Origin of the sequence: Paenibacillus tianmuensis (assembly GCF_900100345.1) — a bacterium.
Classification (GTDB): domain Bacteria; phylum Bacillota; class Bacilli; order Paenibacillales; family NBRC-103111; genus Paenibacillus_G; species Paenibacillus_G tianmuensis.
This window is the reverse complement of the sequence record NZ_FMTT01000011.1, coordinates 89,495-108,481: the sequence shown is the minus strand read 5'-3', so window position 1 is coordinate 108,481 and position 18,987 is coordinate 89,495. Positions and strand designations below refer to the sequence as shown.

Sequence of the window (18,987 nt, the reverse complement as noted above, 5' to 3'; positions counted from 1 at the left end):
CCGTTTATTCACAAACCTTTTCCAGTTCGGCCATGCTGTTGATGCTATTCACGTCGTTGATTCGACAGCGTAGTTCCCTCCTATCTTGTTTAGACCTTTGTTCAATCCACATCCTGTTAATACGAAAACTCTTCGCCAGATCAACCACTTTATGCACATTTTTCAACTCGTCCTCAACAGCCGTTCCATCTTCCAATCTTTCATATCGGACGTCCAGATAAAAAAGCTGCCGGTCAATCGCTTCTTGAAAAGAAATATACTTGGGCCCAAAAATAATGGCGTTCTCATCCACAAATTCTCCGTATAGGGAATGGTAGTCCGACACGTTGTTTATGCGGTATTTTTCCTCCGGGAGCAGCTCTTGCAGTTTTGGATAAACCGTCTCCTTCAGTTCGGCGTTCCAAAAAGCTTGCACATAGTCATCTTTAAACACGAACTGCTTGTTTTTCTCCGAAACATCCACTCTGATCTTGTAATCGGGTTTTGCAACAGAATGTACTTCAGCACTATACTTGTCAAGCGTGCCGTTATACTCGACCTTTTCAATTCTGAATTCTTCCTGATATTTGCTTTTCAAATGAATGGCCAGTTCCTCCTGCACTCTTTTTTCATCGGACGTGAATTGATTGAAGATGGCATTCAGCATCAAAAAAACCATCCCGCCCACCATCAAGTAGAGAACCAGCAGAACGCAAAAGACGGCTGCAATAATAAAAAGTACGGTTTTGAGCGCCGCCTTAACGTATCTATTGGTTAAAAATTTATCCAGAAACGTTGGTTCCTTATTCGCTTCCGCTATCTTTTTAAGTTCGTTGGTCCTTGAGTGCATCGCCTCAAATAAATTCCGATCCATTTGCGTCATCCCATTCTCTCTAATATCTGTTCAACGCGGAAAAAAGGTGCTCATGTCGCCGACCCGGCAAAATGACGAAATCCGGAAGCATAGGCTTCCGGATGACCCCCTTGGCTTTTGGCCCTCAGGGAGACGGTTTTCGTTTGGGCAGTGACTGCCGTACAATCCCCGCAAGGCAAGGCATTTACTCCTTACAGGGCATGTATCCACGTAACATCCGAAGCTTGAAGGTCGGCCTCCCATTCCTTCGGCTTGTTCACATCGCTGATAATGATATCGATTTCCTTGAGATCGGCCAGCTTGTAGAACTGCCCCTCGCCGATCTTCGAGCGGTCGGTCATGACGATCGATTGCTTGGATTGCTCGATCAGCTTGCGCGCGAGCTGCCCCCGCTCGGCGTCGAAGCTGGTAATTCCGCGGTTCACCATCATGCCGTCGATCGAGATAAACGCCTTGTCCGCATAAAACTGCTCGACCATCCGCTCAGCCATCGAGCCGGACACCCGCGCCTGCGCGGCATTGACCTTGCCCCCGATAAAATAAACGTCGCCGGAGAACAGCTCTTTATTCTTGTAATCGATAAGCAGGTAGAGCGCCGCAGCGGAGAAGGCCAGCACCGTAATATTTTTCTTATTGAGCAAAAAATGAATCATCTGCTGGGTCGTCGTGCCGTCGTCGATGAAGATCACGTCGTTGTCCTCGACCAGAAACGCGGCCGCCCGCCCGATCCGCTTCTTCTCCTCGGCGTACAGCACTTCCCGCTTCAGGTGCGGCGGCTCTTCCCGCGCCAGATTGATTTTGACCGCGCCGCCGTAAACCCGCTTCAGCTTGTTCTCCGCCTCCAGTTCCTCCAAATACCGGCGGACCGTCTCCGACGACACCTTCAGCTTCTCTACCAGCTCAAACGTTTTTACTTTTCCTTCCAGGTTGAGCGTGTTCAAAATAAAATCCTTGCGTTCTTCCCCCACCAAAGACATTCGGCGCAACCTCCAGCCCTGCGTATGATACTTGCATTATAGCACCCAAACGCCGCAGCTTACACGATTTTCCTGTCCGTCGCTTTACAACCAGAACCGGTTGCGCCCGATCGCCTCCAGCAGCCGCCCGATATCATCCGCATGCACATCCCCGATATTGCCGATGCGGAACGTGTCCGCGGACGAGATTTTGCCCGGATACAGCACAAAGCCTTCGAGCTTCATCCGCGCGTAAAATTCCGCAAACGAAAACGGCGGATGCGCTGGGTACACAAACGAAGTAATGATCGGCGATTGGCACGAGGCCGGAAGCAGCGCTTGAAACCCCAGCTCCTCCATCCCCCGCACCAGCAGTCGCTGGTTGTTCTCATACCGCTGCTGCCGCTTCTCGATGCCTCCCTCGTCCTCCAGCTCCAGCAGCGCTTCGTGGAACGCGTGCACGACATGGGTCGGCGAGGTGAACCGCCACTTGCCCTGCTGCCGCTCCATCGTCTCCCATTGATCGTACAGATCGAGCGAGAGCGACCGGGCGCGGCCGGCGCAGGCAGCCAGCTCCTCCGTCTTCGCGATGACGAAGCCGAAGCCGGGAACGCCTTGAATGCATTTGTTGCTGCTGCTGATCAAAAAATCGATGCCGAGCGCCGCCACGTCGATGGCGATGCCGCCGAAGCTGCTCATCGCATCGGCGATCAGCGTCTTGCCGTGCTTCTTCGCCGTCCGGGCGATGTCCTCCAGCGGATTGCGCATTCCGGTCGTCGTCTCCGTATGAACGACGGCCACATGCGTAATGTCCGGCTTCGCAGCCAAGACGACTTCCAAGGCGGCTGCTTCCGCAGGCGTCGTCTCGCCGAGCGCGATCCGGACGGTCGAAATGTGCAGCCGCTCCGCCATTTGCGCGATCCGCTCGCCGTAAGCTCCATTAATGAGGACCGCCAGCTTACCGTCCGCAGGGATCGTCGAGCCGATCACCGATTCCACGACGAACGTGCCGCTTCCCTGCAACAGCACGGCCGTATACCGGTCCGTCTCCGTCGTCGCCAGCCGGACCAACCTGCCGCGAATGTCCTGTACCAAGTCGTTGTATTCGCGATCCCACGTGCACCAGTCCTTCAGCATCGCCGCCTTCACCCGCTTCGTCGTGGATAAAGGGCCCGGCGTCAGCAGCAAGTATGGATTATCTGGCATTGCTGGAATGGTCATCGCTTCTGTCATAAGAGTTCATCCTTTCGTTGCGGCCGCCGTGGAGCATGGGGATTCCCCTGCAGCCAAGCGCCGGTTGATATCTGCAATGACCGGGTCCAACGCCCCGATGGAGTCGATGACGTAGTGTGCGCCCTCCGACCGGTAGCGCCGCCCGATTTCTTCAAGCTTCCGTCGCAGAACGGCGGGATCACATGCGTTCACTTCCGCTTCGCTCATGCCGAGCTCGCTGCTGCCCTTCAGAATGCCGACCGTCCATGTTCCGGCGTTCAGCCCTTCCCGAATGTCGCTGATCGTATCTCCGACTTTGACAATATACTTCATCGGGTAAATTCCGAGCCGGATTGCGTTCTCGTAGATCATCCACGGATACGGCCGGCCCGCAGACATTTCGTCCGGCGTTACCAGCCCATCCGGTGCATAGCCCTGCTTCTTGGCCTCGGCAGCGACGACCTCCATCATCTCCGTCGTATATCCCGTGGTCGAGCCGACCTTGATCCCCTGCGACCGCAGCCGCGCCACCAGTTCAATCGCTCCCGGAATCGGGGTCGCATACTGCTTCAGGATGCCAAACAGCATCAGCTCGAAATCCGCGTACAGCGAATCGACATCGGCTTCCTCCGGCGTCCGGCCGAAGGCCGCCTTCCACTGCTCCGCCACGCTGTCCAAGCGGCAAAGCTCGCGGAGATGGTCCCGCTTCAGCATCCCCATCGGCCCGCGCGCTTCCTCGGCCGTCAGCGCAATTCCCCGCTTCGTGAACACTTCCACGAATACCGACACCGGCGCAAAACAGCCGTAGTCGACAGCGGTTCCCGCCCAATCCAAAATGACTCCTTGTACCGTCATATTTTGATTCCTCCCGTATCATTTGTGCATTTGCCAAGCTTCCGTCCGCCGCTTCACGCCCCTCAAAATGAGCTCGTAGAGCAGCCGGACGGCTATATTCGTTCCCAGGATCAGTACCGACATAGCCGCCGCGGCCGCCGTATCGCCCGCATCGTCCATATGGACGATGGATACCGCCGCCAGCCTGAAGTCCGGCGAAGTCAGGAAGACGAGCGCCGACACCGTTACCATGGAGTTGGCGAAGAAATACATCGCCATCTCGATAATCGCCGGCATCGACAGCGGCACCGTCACCTTGAGGAAGGTCCGGTAGAACGGCACCCGCATCGACTCCGCCACCAGCTCGAACTCCTTGTCCTGCTTCTTCAGCGTTGTCGTTGCCGTGATGAAGGGTACCGCGAAAAAGTGAACGACATTTGCCAACACCAGAATGGCTATCGTGCCGTACATCGGATGCAGCGGGTTATCCGGCGCGTTGAAGAAGAAATGTACGCCAGCCCGATGACCATGCCGGGCAGCGACAGCGGTAGGATGGCCAAGAAATAGCCGAGCTGCCGGACGCTTCGCAGCATCCGTGTTTTTTCGATCAAATACGCCGTGACGAACGCGAACAGCGTGCCCAAAATTGCCGTCAGCAGCGAGAGAACCAAGCTGTTCCAGAACGGCTCGAATCCGGCTGCCGCCATCGCGGAAAAATCAAAATGCTTGAGCGACAGCGTCAGGTTGTATGGCCATACGTTCACCAAGGAAGCATAAACGATCGTCAGCACCGGAATGAGGATTCCGATGGACATCAGGGCGCAGAACAGCATGAACAGCATGTCACGCAGGCGGCCGCTCACAATGCGGTACGGCGTCGATTTGGACGTAATCAGCGCATTTTGCTTGCGCTGCACGAGCCGGTCCACCACGAACGCGATCACTGCCGGGATCGTCAGCAGAATGCCGACAGCCGCGCCCATGGACATGTTTTGCTGACCGATCACCTGCTTGTAAATATCCGTCGCGAGCACGTTGAACTTCCCGCCGATGACCTGTGGCGCTCCGAAATCGGTGAAGCATGCCGTGAAGCAGACGAAGATGGCGCTGATCAGCCCGAACTTGACCGACGGCAGCGTCACCGTGAGTAACCGCTTGAGCCTTCCCGCGCCGAGCGTCTCCGCCGCTTCGTACAGCCGGTAATCGGTCACGGCCAGCGACGCCGCCAGGATGAGGAACGCCTGCGGGAACAAGTAGATGACCTCCGCCATAATGATGCCGACCGGGCCGTACAGCTCGATTTTAAACCCGGGTGCCAGTCCGAACAGTCCGTTCGTGACAAGCCCTTGGTTGCCGAACAAATACGTCAGCGCGATGCCGTGCATCATCGTAGGCGCGAACAACGGCACAAGCGCGATCGTTTTGAAAAACGCCTTGCCCCGGATCGCCGTCCGGATGACCCCGTACGCATAGAAGAACGCCAGCGTGACGGCGATGCCCGTCGCCACGACCGAGACGTAGATCGTATTCGTTAGCGACTGGGACAGCGCCGGCGTCGAGAAGTAACGCACAAAGCTAGCCAGCCCGACGAAAGCTCCCTCGCGGTCCATGAACGCCTTGGCGAACAAGACGCCCAGAGGAAACAAAACGGACGTGAGCAGCAGCAGGACGACGATGACGACAAGCGACATCTGCCAAAGCTCCGCGCCCCCCGCTTTCGGGCTGAGCGCCCGGGTTCGTGCAGTCCACATGATGAAATCTCCTTCACTTGGATTCAGTTGGCCAAGGCCTCTGCTTGGAACGACAGCAGCTTCTCCGCAAGCACATTCAGCAGGACGCGGGCGTCTTTGGCTAACGGTAGCTCGCCGGAGGCTTGGGCGGGAACGTCCACCGATACAAGCCCGCCTGCGCCAGAGTGCAGCATTTGGAGACTCAGCCTGTAAAACGGACCGCGGAATTCGACGTTACGGACGACGGCCGGGATGCCTTCACCCGCATTGCCCGCTCTGACCTCGATATGCTCCGGCCGGACGGCGATCGATAAATACGGTTGCATAAGAGCCTCCTTCAGGCCGCCCCGCAAGGGACCGGCTTGCTTGCTTTCCATTTAAGTATAGGCCGGTTTTGTTAACGGAGTATCAAACGCAAGTTAAGATTATGTTATTTGTTTTGTTTAGTTGCAGTTACGTTGTTTTATCTGGAGGTTGGCATAAAAAAGCGCAGAACCTGCGGCTCCGCGCTTTCATTTAGTTGCGATTTGTTCGACTGTGTGCTACTTTTTGGCTTCGCTCTTGTTGTCGTAGCGTTTGCTCCACTCGTTCAAGACGCTTTCCCGGTTTTTGGCCGCTTCGTTCAGGTCGTTCTTGATCAATTGCTTGATCGGGTCCTGTTCATAGCCTTCCGGAATTTGGCTGCTGTCGCTCTTCACCGCCAAAATCGCAAAGTTTTTGCCGTATTCCTTCATGGCGTCGTCGCCGATGGCCCAATCGAGGAAATCTTTGGCCGCCTGCTTGACCGTCTTCTTCAGCAGCGCATTGGCTTCCACATCCTAGCCGGAGCCTTCCTTCGGAAACACGACCTCAACCGGAGCGCCGGTTTTCTTCTCTTGAATCCCGCGGTAACCGAAGGAGATCCCGATCGGAACCTCGCCCGTTCCGGCCATCTTCGCCGGTTTGGAGCCGGAATGCACATACATCGCGATATTGTCGTGAAGCTTGTCCATGTACGCCCACGCTTTGTCCTTGCCTTCCAGCTGCACGAGTCCCGACACGGTCAGGAAGCCGGTTCCGGAGGAGGCGGGATTCGGCATCGTAATCAGGCCCTTGTACTCCGGCTTAATCAAATCGGCATAGCTTTGCGGAACCGGCAGGCCGCGCTTCTCCATCTCTTTCTTGTTCACGATAAACGCCGTTTCCCAAGCGTCGATGCCGACCCAGCGTGTCGGACTGTTCTTATCCTTGAAGTCCGGTTGTATCCGGTCGACGCCCTGCGGCGAATACCCTTCGAGCATCCCGTTCTGATCCAGCACGAGCAAGCTCGTTGCGGCAAGCCCCCACACGACGTCGGCTTGCGGGTTATCCTTCTCGGCAATCAGCTTCGCCGTAATGATGCCCGTCGAATCGCGAACGATGTTCAGCTTCACGTCAGGGTACTTCGCTTTATACGTCTCCAGATATTTTTTGATCTGATCGTCTTCCAGCGCGGTATAAACCGTGAGCTCTTTGCTTTTCGTACCGATGCCCGCATCGGCGCCGGCGCTTCCTGTATTGCCCGCTCCAGCAGCATGGAAAGCGCCAGCATGAGGATCATCATAAGCGATAAAGACTTTTTCACGTCATAATCTCTCCTTTAATTGGATATGACACCTTGGGCTTAGCCCGTTATCCTAACTATAAGAGAGTTTTGTCAAACCCATATTAAATACACGTTAATTTATTGTATTGTTATTCTTTTTATTGGTTTTAATTTTTTATATATCCATAACCGGCTTTTCTGTTCGTCGCCCCGATAGGCTCCCGTGCATATGGTAGTAGCATACTTGCGAAACTTCTGCGAAGGAGCTGCTCCCCATGCCATACCGCATTATCGTCGATTTGTCACAGCGGATGCTTCATCTGCTGGAAGGCAACCGCGTAATCCGTTCGTATCGGATCGCTATCGGCAAAATACTGACACAGTCGCCCGTGGGCGAGTACAGGATTATTAACAAGGTGCCCCATCCGGGCGGACCATTCGGCGCCTTCTGGATGGGGCTGTCGCGCCCGCATTACGGCATCCACGGTACGAATAACCCGTCGTCCATCGGCCATGCCGTCTCCCATGGGTGCATCCGCATGTACAACGAGGACGTGCTGGCGCTTGCCCGCCTTGTCCCCATCGGCACGCGGGTAACGATCCGTCAGTAGTACACGGCAGGAACTTCCCCGCCCAGTAAGATTTTGCTTACCGCTTAAAAAGTAATCCTCTCTTGTCCGAACCATTTTCAGCTCGCATTCAGGTTCATGTCATGATTTCTTCATACTTATCTGCCATAATGCTATAAAAAAGCAGGCATCCTATGCAAGAAAGGCTGGGCGGAATGGAGCGGAAACACAATTTCTTTTATATTCAAGCAGCCCGCGGCGCTGCCGTTCTGCTGGTCATGCTGTTTCACGCTTCGCAAACGGGCCAGCATTATTTTGGATACAATTATCTCGGGATCAGCGAAATGGGACGCTCAGGCGCCTATACGTTTTTTTTCGCTTTGACCGGTTATTTAATGTTCACGCTGTATCGCGAACAATTCGGAAGGACGGAGCTGTTCGGAACGTTTCTGCTGAAACGGTTCTACCGCATTTATCCATTATACTGGCTCTTCACGGCCGCCGTCGTTCCGATATATTTTTTGGTGCCATCGTTCGGTTTCGGCTATGAGCGCGATCCCGCGGTCATTTTCAAATCGATGCTGCTGTGGCCGCAGGCTCAGGCGCCGATTCTGGGCGTCGCTTGGTCGCTGACGTACGTCGTGTGGTTTTATCTGATGTTCTCCCTGGGATTTCTCTTGAAAGAAAAAACCGTCGCTGCGATCTATTCGGGGTGGCTGACGATCATTGCCCTCCATGCCATCGGGTGGATTCAGGTGAAAGAGGGATTGCTGGGGCAATTTTTGTTTAACGAGGCGCACTTGGAGTTTTTCGCCGGCATGCTCGTCGCCTATCTCGTCCGCAAACGCCAGCTTGGCCGCAGCCTATGGTGGATCGCAGGAGGCGCCGCCGTCTACGCGATTCTCTGGGTGCTGCGGTTTGAGGAATCCGGCCTGCGGTATACGGATCTGCTGCATACGTTCGGATCAGCGTTAGTGCTGGTCGGGGTAACGACGTGGAAAGGTCCGGCGTACCGCTGGCTGAAGCCGTTCGCGCTGTGCGGGAACGCCTCTTATTCGATTCTGCTCGCCAGTCTGCCGATGATGTCGGTCACCTTCAAGCTGGCGCGGGCCGCGCATGCGGTGGAACGGATCGGTCCAGCGCTGACGGTCACGCTCTGCTTCCTGTCGGGACTGCTCCTCTGCCTCGCGGTGTACCGTTGGGTCGAAAGACCACTGAACGCGTTGACCAAAAAAGCCGTGAAAGCACGGAAGCGCAAAACCCAGGAAGCCTATTCGCGAGCCACGTAGACTCGAAAAGCCGTATTCCATAAGAGGAGGGGAAGCCCCTCCTTATGGAATACGGCTTTTTGAGGTTGTTGCAGCCACGCTTGGAGCGGCTCCCGGCGACAGCCGAGTTTATTCCAGCGCGTGATCTGCCGGGGTATACCCGCCCGACCATGCTTTACGCGACGTCCAGTCCGCCGCTTCGCCCTGCCAGAACGGGCGGTCCGCCGAAAGCCCCAGCGGCAGGAAAACGGTGGCGCATAAGTACAAGCTGCCGGTGGAGATGTACGGCTCCCCGATCTCCGGCTGATGCCCGCAGAAGCCGATCGTCAACCAGCCGCCCGCATCGAACGTGCCCGGCGCTTCGATCATGCGGCGCATGACCTCGGTAAGCGCGCAGCGCACTTGGGCCGGAGCGACATCGTCAGGCAACTGCTCGCGCAGCGCCATCTGGCCCAGCAGTTGGAACGCGCCGAAGCGGTAAGCGAGCGAACGCCCGACGACGGGAAACGTTCCTTCTGGCGAAATGGACCGCTCCTGCACGGCGGCGTAACGCAACGCCCTCCGCTGGACACGCTCCCGCAGGCTCGCCCATTCGGGATAGCGGTCGCCGACCGCCTCCAGAAGATCGAGCAGCATCGGCTGAATGACGAAGCTGTTGTAGTAATCCGCATGGTAATGAGGTCCGTCGCCGTACATGCCGTCGCCGAGATACCACTGCTCATGCTGCTTCAGCGCGTAATCGATCCGCATCGGGTCCCACGTGTCGTCGCCGATGACGCAGAGCGCCGCTTCGATCATAGCCGCGAACAGCAGCCAGTTGTTGAACCACGGCTTCCGGGAACGGGTCGCGCGCAGCGCTTCCTTCACGTTCGCCTTGACATGATCGTCCAGCCCGCTCCACAACGCCGTCGGTGCCCGCAGAATCGCATGGGCCAGAAAAGCCGCATCCACAATCGGTTGGTAGCCCTCGGAGAAATTCATCCGGTCCGGCGACTGCGGATCGGTCGTCGCATCCATCGCCAGCCGCGCTAACCGGACATATTCTCCTCGCAGCTCTCCTTCCGCTCCCGTCCTCGGGCCGTGCTCCAGCCACGGCGCGATGCCTGCGAGCAGCCGGCCGTATGCTTCCAGATACGTGTACAGCTCCCGGTCGTCCAGCTTCGCTTCCACCGGCATCCGCTCTTTCAGCTTGCGCTGCGACAGCGCTTCGAGCACCGGCTTCGCGATGTGCTGCATCGTTTGCAGCCAGTAGTCTCGGTCATCGGCATGAGTCGTCACGTTTGATCTTCCTCTCGTTTGTTTCGCAAGCGCCCCGCTACATCATGCCGGACCTCGACTTGTACTCCCCGGGCGTGACGCCGATGTATTTTTTGAACACCTTGGAGAAGTACGTCCGGTCCGAATAGCCGCAGCGCAGCGCGACGACCTCAATGGAATCCTTCGTCTTCTCCAACAGATCGGCGGCGATCTTCATCTTGTACCGGTGGACGTAGTCCGTGAAATTTTCGCCGGAGAGCTTCTTAAAGTACCTTGAAAAATAGCTCGGGTTCAAGTACAAATACGTCGCAATATCGATCGAGGTGATCGTCTCCGCCAAATGCTGCGCGATGTACTGGTCGATCGTCTGCAGCTTCGGCTCCTTGCTCGTCTGCGGCTCCCCGAGCCGTCGGCCGTTCATAATCTGCCGCAGCTTCAGCCCCATCAGCCCGAGCGCGTCGCCAAGCGTGAGCGTCTGCTGCAGGCAGGCGTACAGCGTCTCGCCGCTGAACGCCCGGTACTGGAGCTCAACGAGCCGCAGCCTGTCCGCGCACTGATGCACGAACGACGCCGGTTCCGGCTTCAGCTGCAGCGCCGACCGCCGGATGTCCGCCAGTGCTTTCTCCAGCAGCGCCTCGTCGTGATCCCGAACCGCCTGAGACAATTCGGCGTACTCCTGCTCGAACCCCCCGGCTCCCGGATGATACGCTTGCAGCAAGCCGGCCGCGGGCAGCACGGTCACCAGATGCTCCGTGTAGAAAGCGGTGTAGCGCTCTGTCGCCATGCGGCGATGAGCCGCGCCAATCTCCGTAACCGCCAGCTTGTCCGCACCCGAGCTGACGAAGAACGTCGTGCCTACACCGAGAAACTCTTTGCATTTGGCCTGGAGCTTCGCCAGAAATGCCAGCAAATGCTCCTGTGCGTTCCACTTCAAGGATGGCCGGTAATTGAACAGCACGGCCAACCCTTCGCCGTCGTTGAAGGTCGTGATGCCTTCGAACTCGCCCGCCAGCTCGGCCGCAATATTTGCGAAGCCGTAACGGATGAGCGGCAGGTCCTTGTGCGCGTAGCGCGAGAGCACGTCATAATATGATATGTAACCGAGCGCCAGCAAAAACGACGGCTGGTCCCAGACGAGGCCGAGCCGTCCGGCGGAATCGGTCAGGTAAGCGGCTTCTCCGCCGCGCAGCAGCTGCTTGAAATAAGAATCCCGCAGCACATTGGCATGCCGACTCCAATCCTCACGGTACGTCAGCTGCTCCGTCTGCGCTTTCGCCGCGCGAATGAACCTTACGGATTTCTCCAAGCTTTGCGTTAACTGCTCGGCCGTCAGTTCGTCCTTGATCAGGTAGTCGTCGACGCTCAGCTTGAGCGCCTTCTGCGCATAGTGGAAGTCTTCATGGCACGTCAGAAAAATGACCCGCACCTCCGGCCGCCGCCGCCGCATTTCCGAAGTTAGCTCCAGCCCGTCCATTTGCGGCAGGCCGATATCCGACACGACGAGGTCCGGTCGGAGCTCATCGAACAGCCGCAGCGCCTTGACGCTGGAGTACGTATCCGCGACGATCTGCAAGCCGAGCGCGTTCCAATCGATCAGCTGCCTCAAATATTTCAGCATCGGCACATCGTCGTCGATGATCAGGACTTTGTACATGACTAATCCTCTCCCGTTGTCCATAGTCGCTCGTCAGGCCCGCATATTCAAAATAACGGCTAAGCCCCCAGACGGGTTCGCCCGAAGCTTCATCGTGGCATCAGGCCCGTACGTCAGCCGAAGCCGCTGCAGCACGTTGATCAGTCCGACCCGCCGGTACGTCTGCGGCTTGTCCGTCTCGGGCCCCTCCAGCATCCGGTTCAGCGCCTCCCGCTCTTCGTCCGGCATCCCCTCGCCGTTATCCGTCACCCGGATCTCGAGACGCGAGTCCAGCCGCTCGGCGTCAATGTCGATTCTTGCATCGTCCAGCTTCTCAGCGAACCCGTGCAGCAGCGCATTCTCGACGATCGGCTGCAGCAGCAGCTTCGGCACCTCGAATTCGGCCACCTCGGGAGCCAACATTACCTTCAGCTCGACGTGAAGCTCGCTTCGCAGCCGCATAATGTCCATATAATGCTCGATCAGCTTGCATTCCGCGGCCAAGGAGGTCCGCTCGTTCACCTTCATGTACGCCCGTAGCAGACTCATCAGCGCATCGATCTGGCGGCTGTGCCGACGGTCGCCGTCCAGAATCAGGCTGCATTTGATCGAATTAAGCGTATTGATCAAAAAGTGCGGCCGGATTTGGGCGAACAGCGCCTGCAGCTCGATGACGCGCTTTTGCTCCTGCTCCTGCTCAATGTTCGTAATGAGCTGGTTGATCTCGTCGAGCATCCGGTTCCACGTCTGTCCGAGCTGCGCAATCTCGTCCTTGCCCTTGCCCTGAAACCGGATCAGGCGGTTTCCTTGGCTGAACTGCTTCGCCATGAAGTCCAGCTTCCGAATCGGCCGGTGCAGTCGTTTGGCCAGCAGCAGCGACACAATAAAGAACAGCGCAAAGAACGGAATAACGAACAGCATCGCGATATAAAAGATTTTATAAATTTGCCCAGCCACTTCTTGATCGGGCGTCTCGTAGATCATTTTCCAGCTGGTCTTGGACAGCACCGCTTCGCTCCGCAGCGTTTGGTCGGACGCGCTTCCGCCGCCGAACTGAACAGAAGCGTCCCCCGCGATCAGTCCACCTTCCTCGTCGTATAGCGCAAAAGCGCCGGAGGCCGCCTGCCGGAACAGCTTCTCGAAGTACGGATTCGTAATGCCGATGTAGAGCGTAGCCAAATAAGCGTTGTCCACCGGGTCCCGGATGACTCTGGCCGCGTAATAAACCGGTTCCCCCTTGCCTCCCTCGGTTTGGACGCGGCTCAGCCATTGCAGCCGCTTCGGCGTGTCGGGATCGACCTGGGAGCGGAGCTGCTCCCAGTGCTGCCGGAACGGAGCCAGCTGATCTGGCTCGCTGGATGGGATGATGAAGCCCTCGCTGTTGACCAGAAACATCCGGATGTCCGTATTGAGCGTCTTCGCCAGCACCAGACCGAAAAAATCTTGAATGTGCTGCTGTCTCTGGTAATCGGCAAAACTGGCGATTTGCCGGGTATTGGTGAAGCTGCGAAGCTGAGCCCTCGCGCTCGGGTCTTGTATGAAAAAATTCGACGCATACGTCAGATCGTCGATCGTCTTCGTAATATCCTTCGCCATCACGTCGACAACCGACTGGTTGGTCAGGCGAATTTTGTCCATCACCGCATCCCGCGTCATGGACAGCAAAAATACGGACACGATGACGATCGGCAGCAAAATGAGAATCAGAAACGAGAGCTGAATACGCCGGTAGTAGGAAAATTGAAACATGCTGTTCATGGTGTCAAAAGCTCCCCTTTCTTTCCTACCCCCCATTGTATCACAGAACGCATGCGTCATATCGGGTCCCGGCGCAAAGAAAGGACGCCCTGCGGCGCCCCTTTCCCTGACTATTTTTTGCTGTTCTCTTTGATGATTTTGTTCGCCTGATTGACCATTTGCTTCTGGGCATCCTCGGCAGACTTTCCGTCCAGAATGAACGCGCTGAAGCCGTCTTCGAGCACTTTCTTCAGCTGCGGCGCATACGGCGCAACGACCTCGGACGGAGCCGGCGCGTGAATGCGTTTGTCGAACAGCGCTTTGTCAAGCGAGTCGGTGTTGAAGAGATCCTTGCTTTTCGCGATCGTGCCTTCGATGATCTTCTTGTCGTCGGCTTTCTTCCAGCCGGACAGTTCCTTCTTCGCATCCGACGTATTCGTCGTTATGAAACGGATGAACTGATACGCTTCGTCCTTGTACTTCGATCCGGCCGCGACGGAAATGAACTGTCCGCCGATGCTCGTTTGACCGAGCTCCGCATCCTTCGAGGAGCGCGGCACCGGCGCGAACGCCACTTTGAAGTTATGCGGATACTTCTGCACGTCGGCCGAGTCGGCAACCATCCAGCTGCCCGTCACGAGCATCGCCGTTTTTTCGTTGAAGAACTCCGTCCGGTACGCCAGCTTCGCGCCCACGACGTCAGCGAACGGCGTTGTGGATTTGTCTTCTTTCTCCATCGCGCGGCGGAGGTTGAAGAACGTCAGCGTCGACGGATCGTTAAATTGGGTCGTGCCGTCTTCCTTCAGGAACGCGTTCTGCTTCTCGTTGAACAAAATCGGGTTGGCGTAGTCGCCCCAGTTATGGAAGTAAGCACCATACCGTTTGTTGTTGCCTTCGCCTTTAGTCAACTTCTTCGCGTATTCGCGGAAGTCGTCCCAAGTCCAGCCGATCTCCGGCACCGGCAGCTTCGCTTCGTCGAGCGCCTTCTGGTTCAGCAGAACGATCCAGTTGCTGCGCTGGTACATCGCAGCGTAGTTTTTGCCTTTGTATTTCGGATTGACGTAATACTCATCTTCCGGCTTCACGTTCTCTTTAGCGTACATATCGTCAAGAGGAGCCAGCACGCCTTGCGCCGCGCGGGCCAGCGTCTCGTCGATGCTCGGGAACAGTACCAGGTCGATCTGCTCGCCGGAGGACATCGTTACGTCCAGCTTCTTGAGCGTCTCTACCGAGTTGCCCGGCACGAGCGGCACGGACTCGACTTTGATGTTCGGATATTTCGCTTGGAATTGATCGATGAGTGCTTTGGTCGTCGCACCCATGACCTCGTTATCCCAGTTGTAATATTTCAGCGTCACATTCTTCTTTCCGCCTTCGCCGGACGCTTCCTGCTTCTCCGCCCCTTGGCCGCAGCCGCTCAGTACGGAAACCGCAAGTACCGCCCCGCTCAGCAGCAACGCGCTTGTTTTCTTCATGTGAACTCCCCCTCGGGTCATGATAATATAGGTCTCTATAGCTGCATTCTATAGCTTTCCCGCCCAAAACGATGTGTCTAATTTTTGCCTGTCCCGTGCAATATTTTGACCTTTATCCCTTTACCCCGCCGAGCGCGATTCCGTTAATGACCTGCTTCTGGAGCACGACGAAAATAATCAGCAGCGGCAGAATCGCAGAAAGCGAAGCCATCATGATGACCGCGTAGTTGTCGGCGAATTCGTCCTTGAACATTTGCATCCCCAGCGGGATCGTATACAGACTTTTGTTGATCAGAAAAATAAGCGGCGTCTGGTAATCGTTCCACGTCCAGATGAACTTGATGATGCCGACCGTCGCCAGAATCGGCTTACAAAGCGGCAAGATGATGCTCCAGTACGTTTTGAAATAACCCGCGCCGTCGATTCTGGCCGCCTCGATAAAATCGCTATGAATCCCCATCATAAACTGCCGAAGCAAAAACGTGAAGTAGATCGAGAACATGCCCATCAGAACCATGCCTTCGTGCGTGTTGTACATATGCAGCCATTTCATCAGAAGATAGCGCGGCACGAGCGTCGCCTGCTCGGGAATGACCATGAACGTGAGCAGCACGCCGAAGGCGAGATCCCGGCCCTTGAAACGCAGCTTCGTGAACGCGAACGCCGCCATCGACGAGAAAAAGATCGTGCACGCCGTCATGATCAGCGCCAGCTTGAGCGAATTGAAGTAAAAGAGATAGAACGGCACCTTGCCCAACCACACCTCTTGAAAGTTGCCGATAAAGTTCCAATCCGTCGGAATCCAGCGGATCGGGAATTCCATGACGTCCTTCTCGAACTTCGAGGCGGCCGAGATCATCCAGATCAGCGGAACCAGGAACAATACGGAGAACGCTCCGAGAAGGATTGTCAGGAGCCATTTAGTGAGATCGAATTTTCGTACAGGCATACCCTTCTACTCCTCTCTAGTAATGTACTTTGCGCTTCTGGAGCTGCCAAGTGGCAAGTGTCGCCAGTCCGACAATCGCGAACAGGAGCCAGGAAATCGCGGAAGCGTAGCCCATCTTGAAGTTGCGGAAGCCTTCCTCGTAGATGCGGAAGACGATCACCGTCGAAGAATCGTTCGGTCCCCCGCCGGTCATGAAGGCGACAAGGTCGAACACCTTGAACGACGACATCAGCAGCGTGATGAACAAAAAGGACGTCGTCGGCCCGAGCAGCGGCAGCGTGATCTTCGTAAACTTATGCCAAGGCGAGGCGCCGTCGATGCTGGCCGCTTCGTACATTTCTTCGGGAATGTTCGTCAGGCCCGCCAAGTAAATGACAATCTGGTAGCCGATGCCGGCCCAGATCGCAATAATAATGATCGAGAGCAGCGAGTAGTTCGAATCCGCCAGCCATTTGGGCGGGTCCGTGATGCCGAGGCTGATCAGAAACTGGTTGATCGGCCCTTTCGATGGATGGTACAACGCGCTCCATACCGCTCCAAGCGCGACGAGCGACGAAATATACGGGATGAAAAAAGCGACCTTAAAATAGCTTTTCCCGTAAACGCGCGAATGAATAAGCACGGCGAGTAGCAAGGCGAGAAGCATGCCAACCGGCACCGTGAGCACCGTGTAAATCAAGTTGTTTTTGAGCGCCATCAGCACTTTCTCGTCATCGAAAAGCTTCGCAAAGTTATCGAGTCCGACGAATTTAATCGAAGAAATCCCCCCGACCAAGTTCCATTCGCTGAAGCTGAGATACAGCGAGAACAAGACCGGAAATACGTAAAGCAGCACGATCCCGATAAATTCGGGAGCGAGAAACAGCCAGCCGACCAGCGCTTCCTTCTTGGAATTGTTCCACTTGGATTTGGCCGCTCCGCCCGCCGTCCGGTTCGAAATCTTGTTTGTCTCCATCGTTATCACCCCTGTAAGTGAACAATACTATTGTTGATTCTTACTATATAAGAGGCGGCGATCCCCGCGCTGCGGACGATTCTGACTGAGTTGTGCAAAATTTTTACCATGCCGGCAGGGTTAGAAGGAACGGGGCGGGTGATTTTATGCGGCGTTGGTCATAGCAAAAAGGACAATCCCGGTTGAGTCTCAACCTGAATTGTCCCACGATATGGTCTGTATTTACGGTTTTTTCTCACTCTTTCCTCCTTCTTCAGAAGCCGCCTTGATTTCCTCCAAGGTAATGAGTTTCTCATCGAGAAGAGGGGTGATGTCGAATTTAACATTTTTACCCTCGGCTACTACTTTCAGCGTATACAGTTTATCATTGATATTGATTTCGGCGGATTCGTTTGACATGCCTCCATGGAGATTCTTGTAGTTTCTTTTCATCAAAGCTTTCATTATAGCGTCAAAGTTATCCCGAAGTCCTGCATCTGATTTTGTTATGGTCTTCGCTCCCGGATCTTGAGTCTTCGCGGGAATGGAGCTCATCGCGCCCGTAACGTTAGCCAATTCAAACGTTTGGGTCTGTTCATTAAACGATACGTTGTAGCCTGTTAACTTCCCGATCTCGCGCACCGGCAAGTAAGCCGTACCTTCGTACACCAGCGGGCTCGTCTCCAATGGAGTTTCTACGCCGTTGACTTTGAAGTTGAACTTGGCAAAAACCGCCTTAACTTCTTTGCCGATATCTTCCGCTGCAAATGCTGTTGCCACCGATCCAAGCATCATTCCTGCCGCGAGGCCGATTACGAGTTTTTTCATTCATTTCTATCCGGGTAATCTATCAATTTCATTTTGCCAACAAGCCGGGATTGCGTGTAAGATAGTCATGAATACTTCTATTATAATAAGGAGGGATGGCTGTGACGTTCGGAGCCCGCGTGCTGAAGACAGGGTTTGCGGTTACCCTGGCACTGTATATTAGCGTATTGGTCGGGTACACGCCCCCTGTGATCGCCGGAGTCGCTGCGATTTTTGCCATGCAGCCATCCATTTACCGCTCGTGGCGTTATTTCCTTCAACAGCTGCAAACGAATACGCTCGGGGCCGTGCTGGCCTTGGTTGCCGGCATGATTTTCTCGAATGACCCGATCGCAGTCGGTATTGCTTGTATCCTTGCCATTATGATCTGCCTGAAGCTGAAAATGGAAGAAACCGTTGGCCTGACACTGGTGACCGTCATTGCTGTTATGGAAGCATCCGGGCAGTGGGATTTCGCGCTAAACCGGTTTTTGCTGAGCTTAATCGGGATTGGCTCGGCGTTTTTGATTAATATTACGTTCTTCCCTCCCCGCCCCAGAGTTCAGTTTGTGAAGCAGATCGAATCGATCTTCTTCAAAATGTCTCTGCTGCTGCGCACGGTCATATCGGACGAGATCAAGGAAAGCGTGTTCCGCGACGAAAAGCAGGCGCTCGAAGGAGCGCTCAAATCGCTGACGGACAAGTACACGCTGTTAGAAGAAGAGCTGCATAAGCTCAAGCGCGCCAAATTTAGCGAGGCCCGCCATTTGGTCGTCTACAAGCAAATGCTGCACACGCTGCACAAAGGGATGGAAGTGCTGGATGCCGTGGAGGAGCATTATTTTCAAGCGTCCCGCTCTCCGGAACTCGACCGGGAATTCGACCGCCATATGGAGAAGCTGATCAGGTTCCACGAACACGTGCTCTTGAAATTCGAGAATAAGCTGAAAGCGGATATTTCTGAAGCCGCGGTCATCGAAGTGGAGAACGAGCGCTTCCTGAAGCAGCTCATGAGCTGGTATGCCGATGCCAGCGATGGCGATCTGCGCCTCTCAATCGTAGCCGCGGCCATGTATGACTACGGCTACCATACCGGCAGGCTGAACAAGCTGGTCGAGCAGTTCGACCGCGGCGCGGAGGATAAAGAAAACGATTTGCTGGAATCCGTGTCGGCGTGGATTAATAAGAAGTAGGTGAACGGCCCTTTTG

At 55.6% G+C, this 18,987-nt stretch carries 15 protein-coding genes and 2 pseudogenes; 3 read left to right on the top strand and 14 right to left on the bottom strand.

Annotated elements, in window-relative coordinates; genetic code table 11:
* Nucleotides 1-4 precede the first annotated feature (4 nt).
* From BLO51_RS09865 to BLO51_RS09835, 7 genes and pseudogenes are all read right to left on the bottom strand, one after another.
* Nucleotides 5-853 (bottom strand): hypothetical protein, encoded by an 849-nt coding sequence (locus BLO51_RS09865; protein WP_143006855.1) that lies wholly within the window; start codon nt 851-853, stop codon nt 5-7.
* Nucleotides 854-1,044: 191 nt separating this feature from the next.
* Nucleotides 1,045-1,830, bottom strand: coding sequence for a DeoR/GlpR family DNA-binding transcription regulator (locus tag BLO51_RS09860; protein WP_090670444.1), 786 nt, complete (start codon nt 1,828-1,830; stop codon nt 1,045-1,047).
* Nucleotides 1,831-1,914: 84 nt separating this feature from the next.
* Nucleotides 1,915-3,015 (bottom strand): 2-aminoethylphosphonate--pyruvate transaminase, encoded by a 1,101-nt coding sequence (gene phnW, locus BLO51_RS09855; RefSeq protein WP_090670568.1) that lies wholly within the window; start codon nt 3,013-3,015, stop codon nt 1,915-1,917.
* Nucleotides 3,016-3,048: 33 nt separating this feature from the next.
* Complete coding sequence (phnX, locus tag BLO51_RS09850; protein ID WP_090670441.1) at nt 3,049-3,876, bottom strand: phosphonoacetaldehyde hydrolase; 828 nt, start codon at nt 3,874-3,876, stop codon at nt 3,049-3,051.
* Nucleotides 3,877-3,894: 18 nt separating this feature from the next.
* Nucleotides 3,895-5,606: pseudogene (locus BLO51_RS09845) on the bottom strand (putative 2-aminoethylphosphonate ABC transporter permease subunit).
* Between the two features lie 23 nt (nt 5,607-5,629).
* Nucleotides 5,630-5,911, bottom strand: a complete 282-nt coding sequence (locus BLO51_RS09840; protein ID WP_245719601.1) for a TOBE-like domain-containing protein — start codon at nt 5,909-5,911, stop codon at nt 5,630-5,632.
* Between the two features lie 216 nt (nt 5,912-6,127).
* Nucleotides 6,128-7,174: pseudogene (locus BLO51_RS09835) on the bottom strand (putative 2-aminoethylphosphonate ABC transporter substrate-binding protein).
* A gap of 250 nt (nt 7,175-7,424) precedes the next feature.
* On the opposite strand from BLO51_RS09835, the gene BLO51_RS09830 reads away from it, so the two are divergent.
* Nucleotides 7,425-7,760: a L,D-transpeptidase gene (locus BLO51_RS09830; RefSeq protein WP_090670438.1), complete on the top strand. Its 336-nt coding sequence runs from the start codon at nt 7,425-7,427 to the stop codon at nt 7,758-7,760.
* A 173-nt stretch (nt 7,761-7,933) separates the two neighbouring features.
* Nucleotides 7,934-9,007, top strand: coding sequence for an acyltransferase family protein (locus BLO51_RS09825; RefSeq protein WP_217266715.1), 1,074 nt, complete (start codon nt 7,934-7,936; stop codon nt 9,005-9,007).
* 108 nt (nt 9,008-9,115) lie between these two features.
* Here the strand turns inward: BLO51_RS09825 and BLO51_RS09820 are convergent, their stop codons facing one another.
* The 7 genes from BLO51_RS09820 to BLO51_RS09790 form a co-directional block, all read right to left on the bottom strand.
* Nucleotides 9,116-10,264 (bottom strand): DUF2264 domain-containing protein, encoded by a 1,149-nt coding sequence (locus BLO51_RS09820; protein WP_281180338.1) that lies wholly within the window; start codon nt 10,262-10,264, stop codon nt 9,116-9,118.
* A gap of 37 nt (nt 10,265-10,301) precedes the next feature.
* Nucleotides 10,302-11,897, bottom strand: coding sequence for a response regulator (locus BLO51_RS09815; protein WP_167670156.1), 1,596 nt, complete (start codon nt 11,895-11,897; stop codon nt 10,302-10,304).
* A 33-nt stretch (nt 11,898-11,930) separates the two neighbouring features.
* Nucleotides 11,931-13,634: a sensor histidine kinase gene (locus BLO51_RS09810; protein WP_167670155.1), complete on the bottom strand. Its 1,704-nt coding sequence runs from the start codon at nt 13,632-13,634 to the stop codon at nt 11,931-11,933.
* Nucleotides 13,635-13,744: 110 nt separating this feature from the next.
* Nucleotides 13,745-15,088, bottom strand: coding sequence for an ABC transporter substrate-binding protein (locus BLO51_RS09805; RefSeq protein ID WP_090670425.1), 1,344 nt, complete (start codon nt 15,086-15,088; stop codon nt 13,745-13,747).
* Nucleotides 15,089-15,200: 112 nt separating this feature from the next.
* On the bottom strand, nt 15,201-16,037 hold the full coding sequence (locus tag BLO51_RS09800) for a carbohydrate ABC transporter permease (RefSeq protein WP_090670422.1): 837 nt from the start codon (nt 16,035-16,037) through the stop codon (nt 15,201-15,203).
* 16 nt (nt 16,038-16,053) lie between these two features.
* Entirely contained in the window at nt 16,054-16,992 is a 939-nt protein-coding gene (locus BLO51_RS09795; RefSeq protein WP_090670420.1) for a carbohydrate ABC transporter permease, read from the bottom strand.
* Between the two features lie 222 nt (nt 16,993-17,214).
* Nucleotides 17,215-17,799 carry a stalk domain-containing protein gene (locus tag BLO51_RS09790; RefSeq protein WP_090670417.1) on the bottom strand — a complete coding sequence of 195 codons (585 nt, stop codon included), beginning with the start codon at nt 17,797-17,799 and terminating at the stop codon, nt 17,215-17,217.
* Between the two features lie 101 nt (nt 17,800-17,900).
* Between BLO51_RS09790 and BLO51_RS09785 the strand changes: the two genes are divergently transcribed.
* Nucleotides 17,901-18,971 (top strand): FUSC family protein, encoded by a 1,071-nt coding sequence (locus tag BLO51_RS09785; protein WP_090670415.1) that lies wholly within the window; start codon nt 17,901-17,903, stop codon nt 18,969-18,971.
* Nucleotides 18,972-18,987 lie beyond the last annotated feature (16 nt).

Coding starts and splice junctions, on each gene's coding strand:
- BLO51_RS09865 (WP_143006855.1), bottom strand. CDS start 853: ATGGATCGGAATTTATTTGAGGCGATGCACTCAAGGACCAACGAACTT.
- BLO51_RS09860 (WP_090670444.1), bottom strand. CDS start 1,830: ATGTCTTTGGTGGGGGAAGAACGCAAGGATTTTATTTTGAACACGCTC.
- phnW (WP_090670568.1), bottom strand. CDS start 3,015: ATGCCAGATAATCCATACTTGCTGCTGACGCCGGGCCCTTTATCCACG.
- phnX (WP_090670441.1), bottom strand. CDS start 3,876: ATGACGGTACAAGGAGTCATTTTGGATTGGGCGGGAACCGCTGTCGAC.
- BLO51_RS09840 (WP_245719601.1), bottom strand. CDS start 5,911: ATGCAACCGTATTTATCGATCGCCGTCCGGCCGGAGCATATCGAGGTC.
- BLO51_RS09830 (WP_090670438.1), top strand. CDS start 7,425: ATGCCATACCGCATTATCGTCGATTTGTCACAGCGGATGCTTCATCTG.
- BLO51_RS09825 (WP_217266715.1), top strand. CDS start 7,934: ATGGAGCGGAAACACAATTTCTTTTATATTCAAGCAGCCCGCGGCGCT.
- BLO51_RS09815 (WP_167670156.1), bottom strand. CDS start 11,897: ATGTACAAAGTCCTGATCATCGACGACGATGTGCCGATGCTGAAATAT.
- BLO51_RS09810 (WP_167670155.1), bottom strand. CDS start 13,634: ATGAACAGCATGTTTCAATTTTCCTACTACCGGCGTATTCAGCTCTCG.
- BLO51_RS09805 (WP_090670425.1), bottom strand. CDS start 15,088: ATGAAGAAAACAAGCGCGTTGCTGCTGAGCGGGGCGGTACTTGCGGTT.
- BLO51_RS09800 (WP_090670422.1), bottom strand. CDS start 16,037: ATGCCTGTACGAAAATTCGATCTCACTAAATGGCTCCTGACAATCCTT.
- BLO51_RS09795 (WP_090670420.1), bottom strand. CDS start 16,992: ATGGAGACAAACAAGATTTCGAACCGGACGGCGGGCGGAGCGGCCAAA.
- BLO51_RS09790 (WP_090670417.1), bottom strand. CDS start 17,799: ATGAAAAAACTCGTAATCGGCCTCGCGGCAGGAATGATGCTTGGATCG.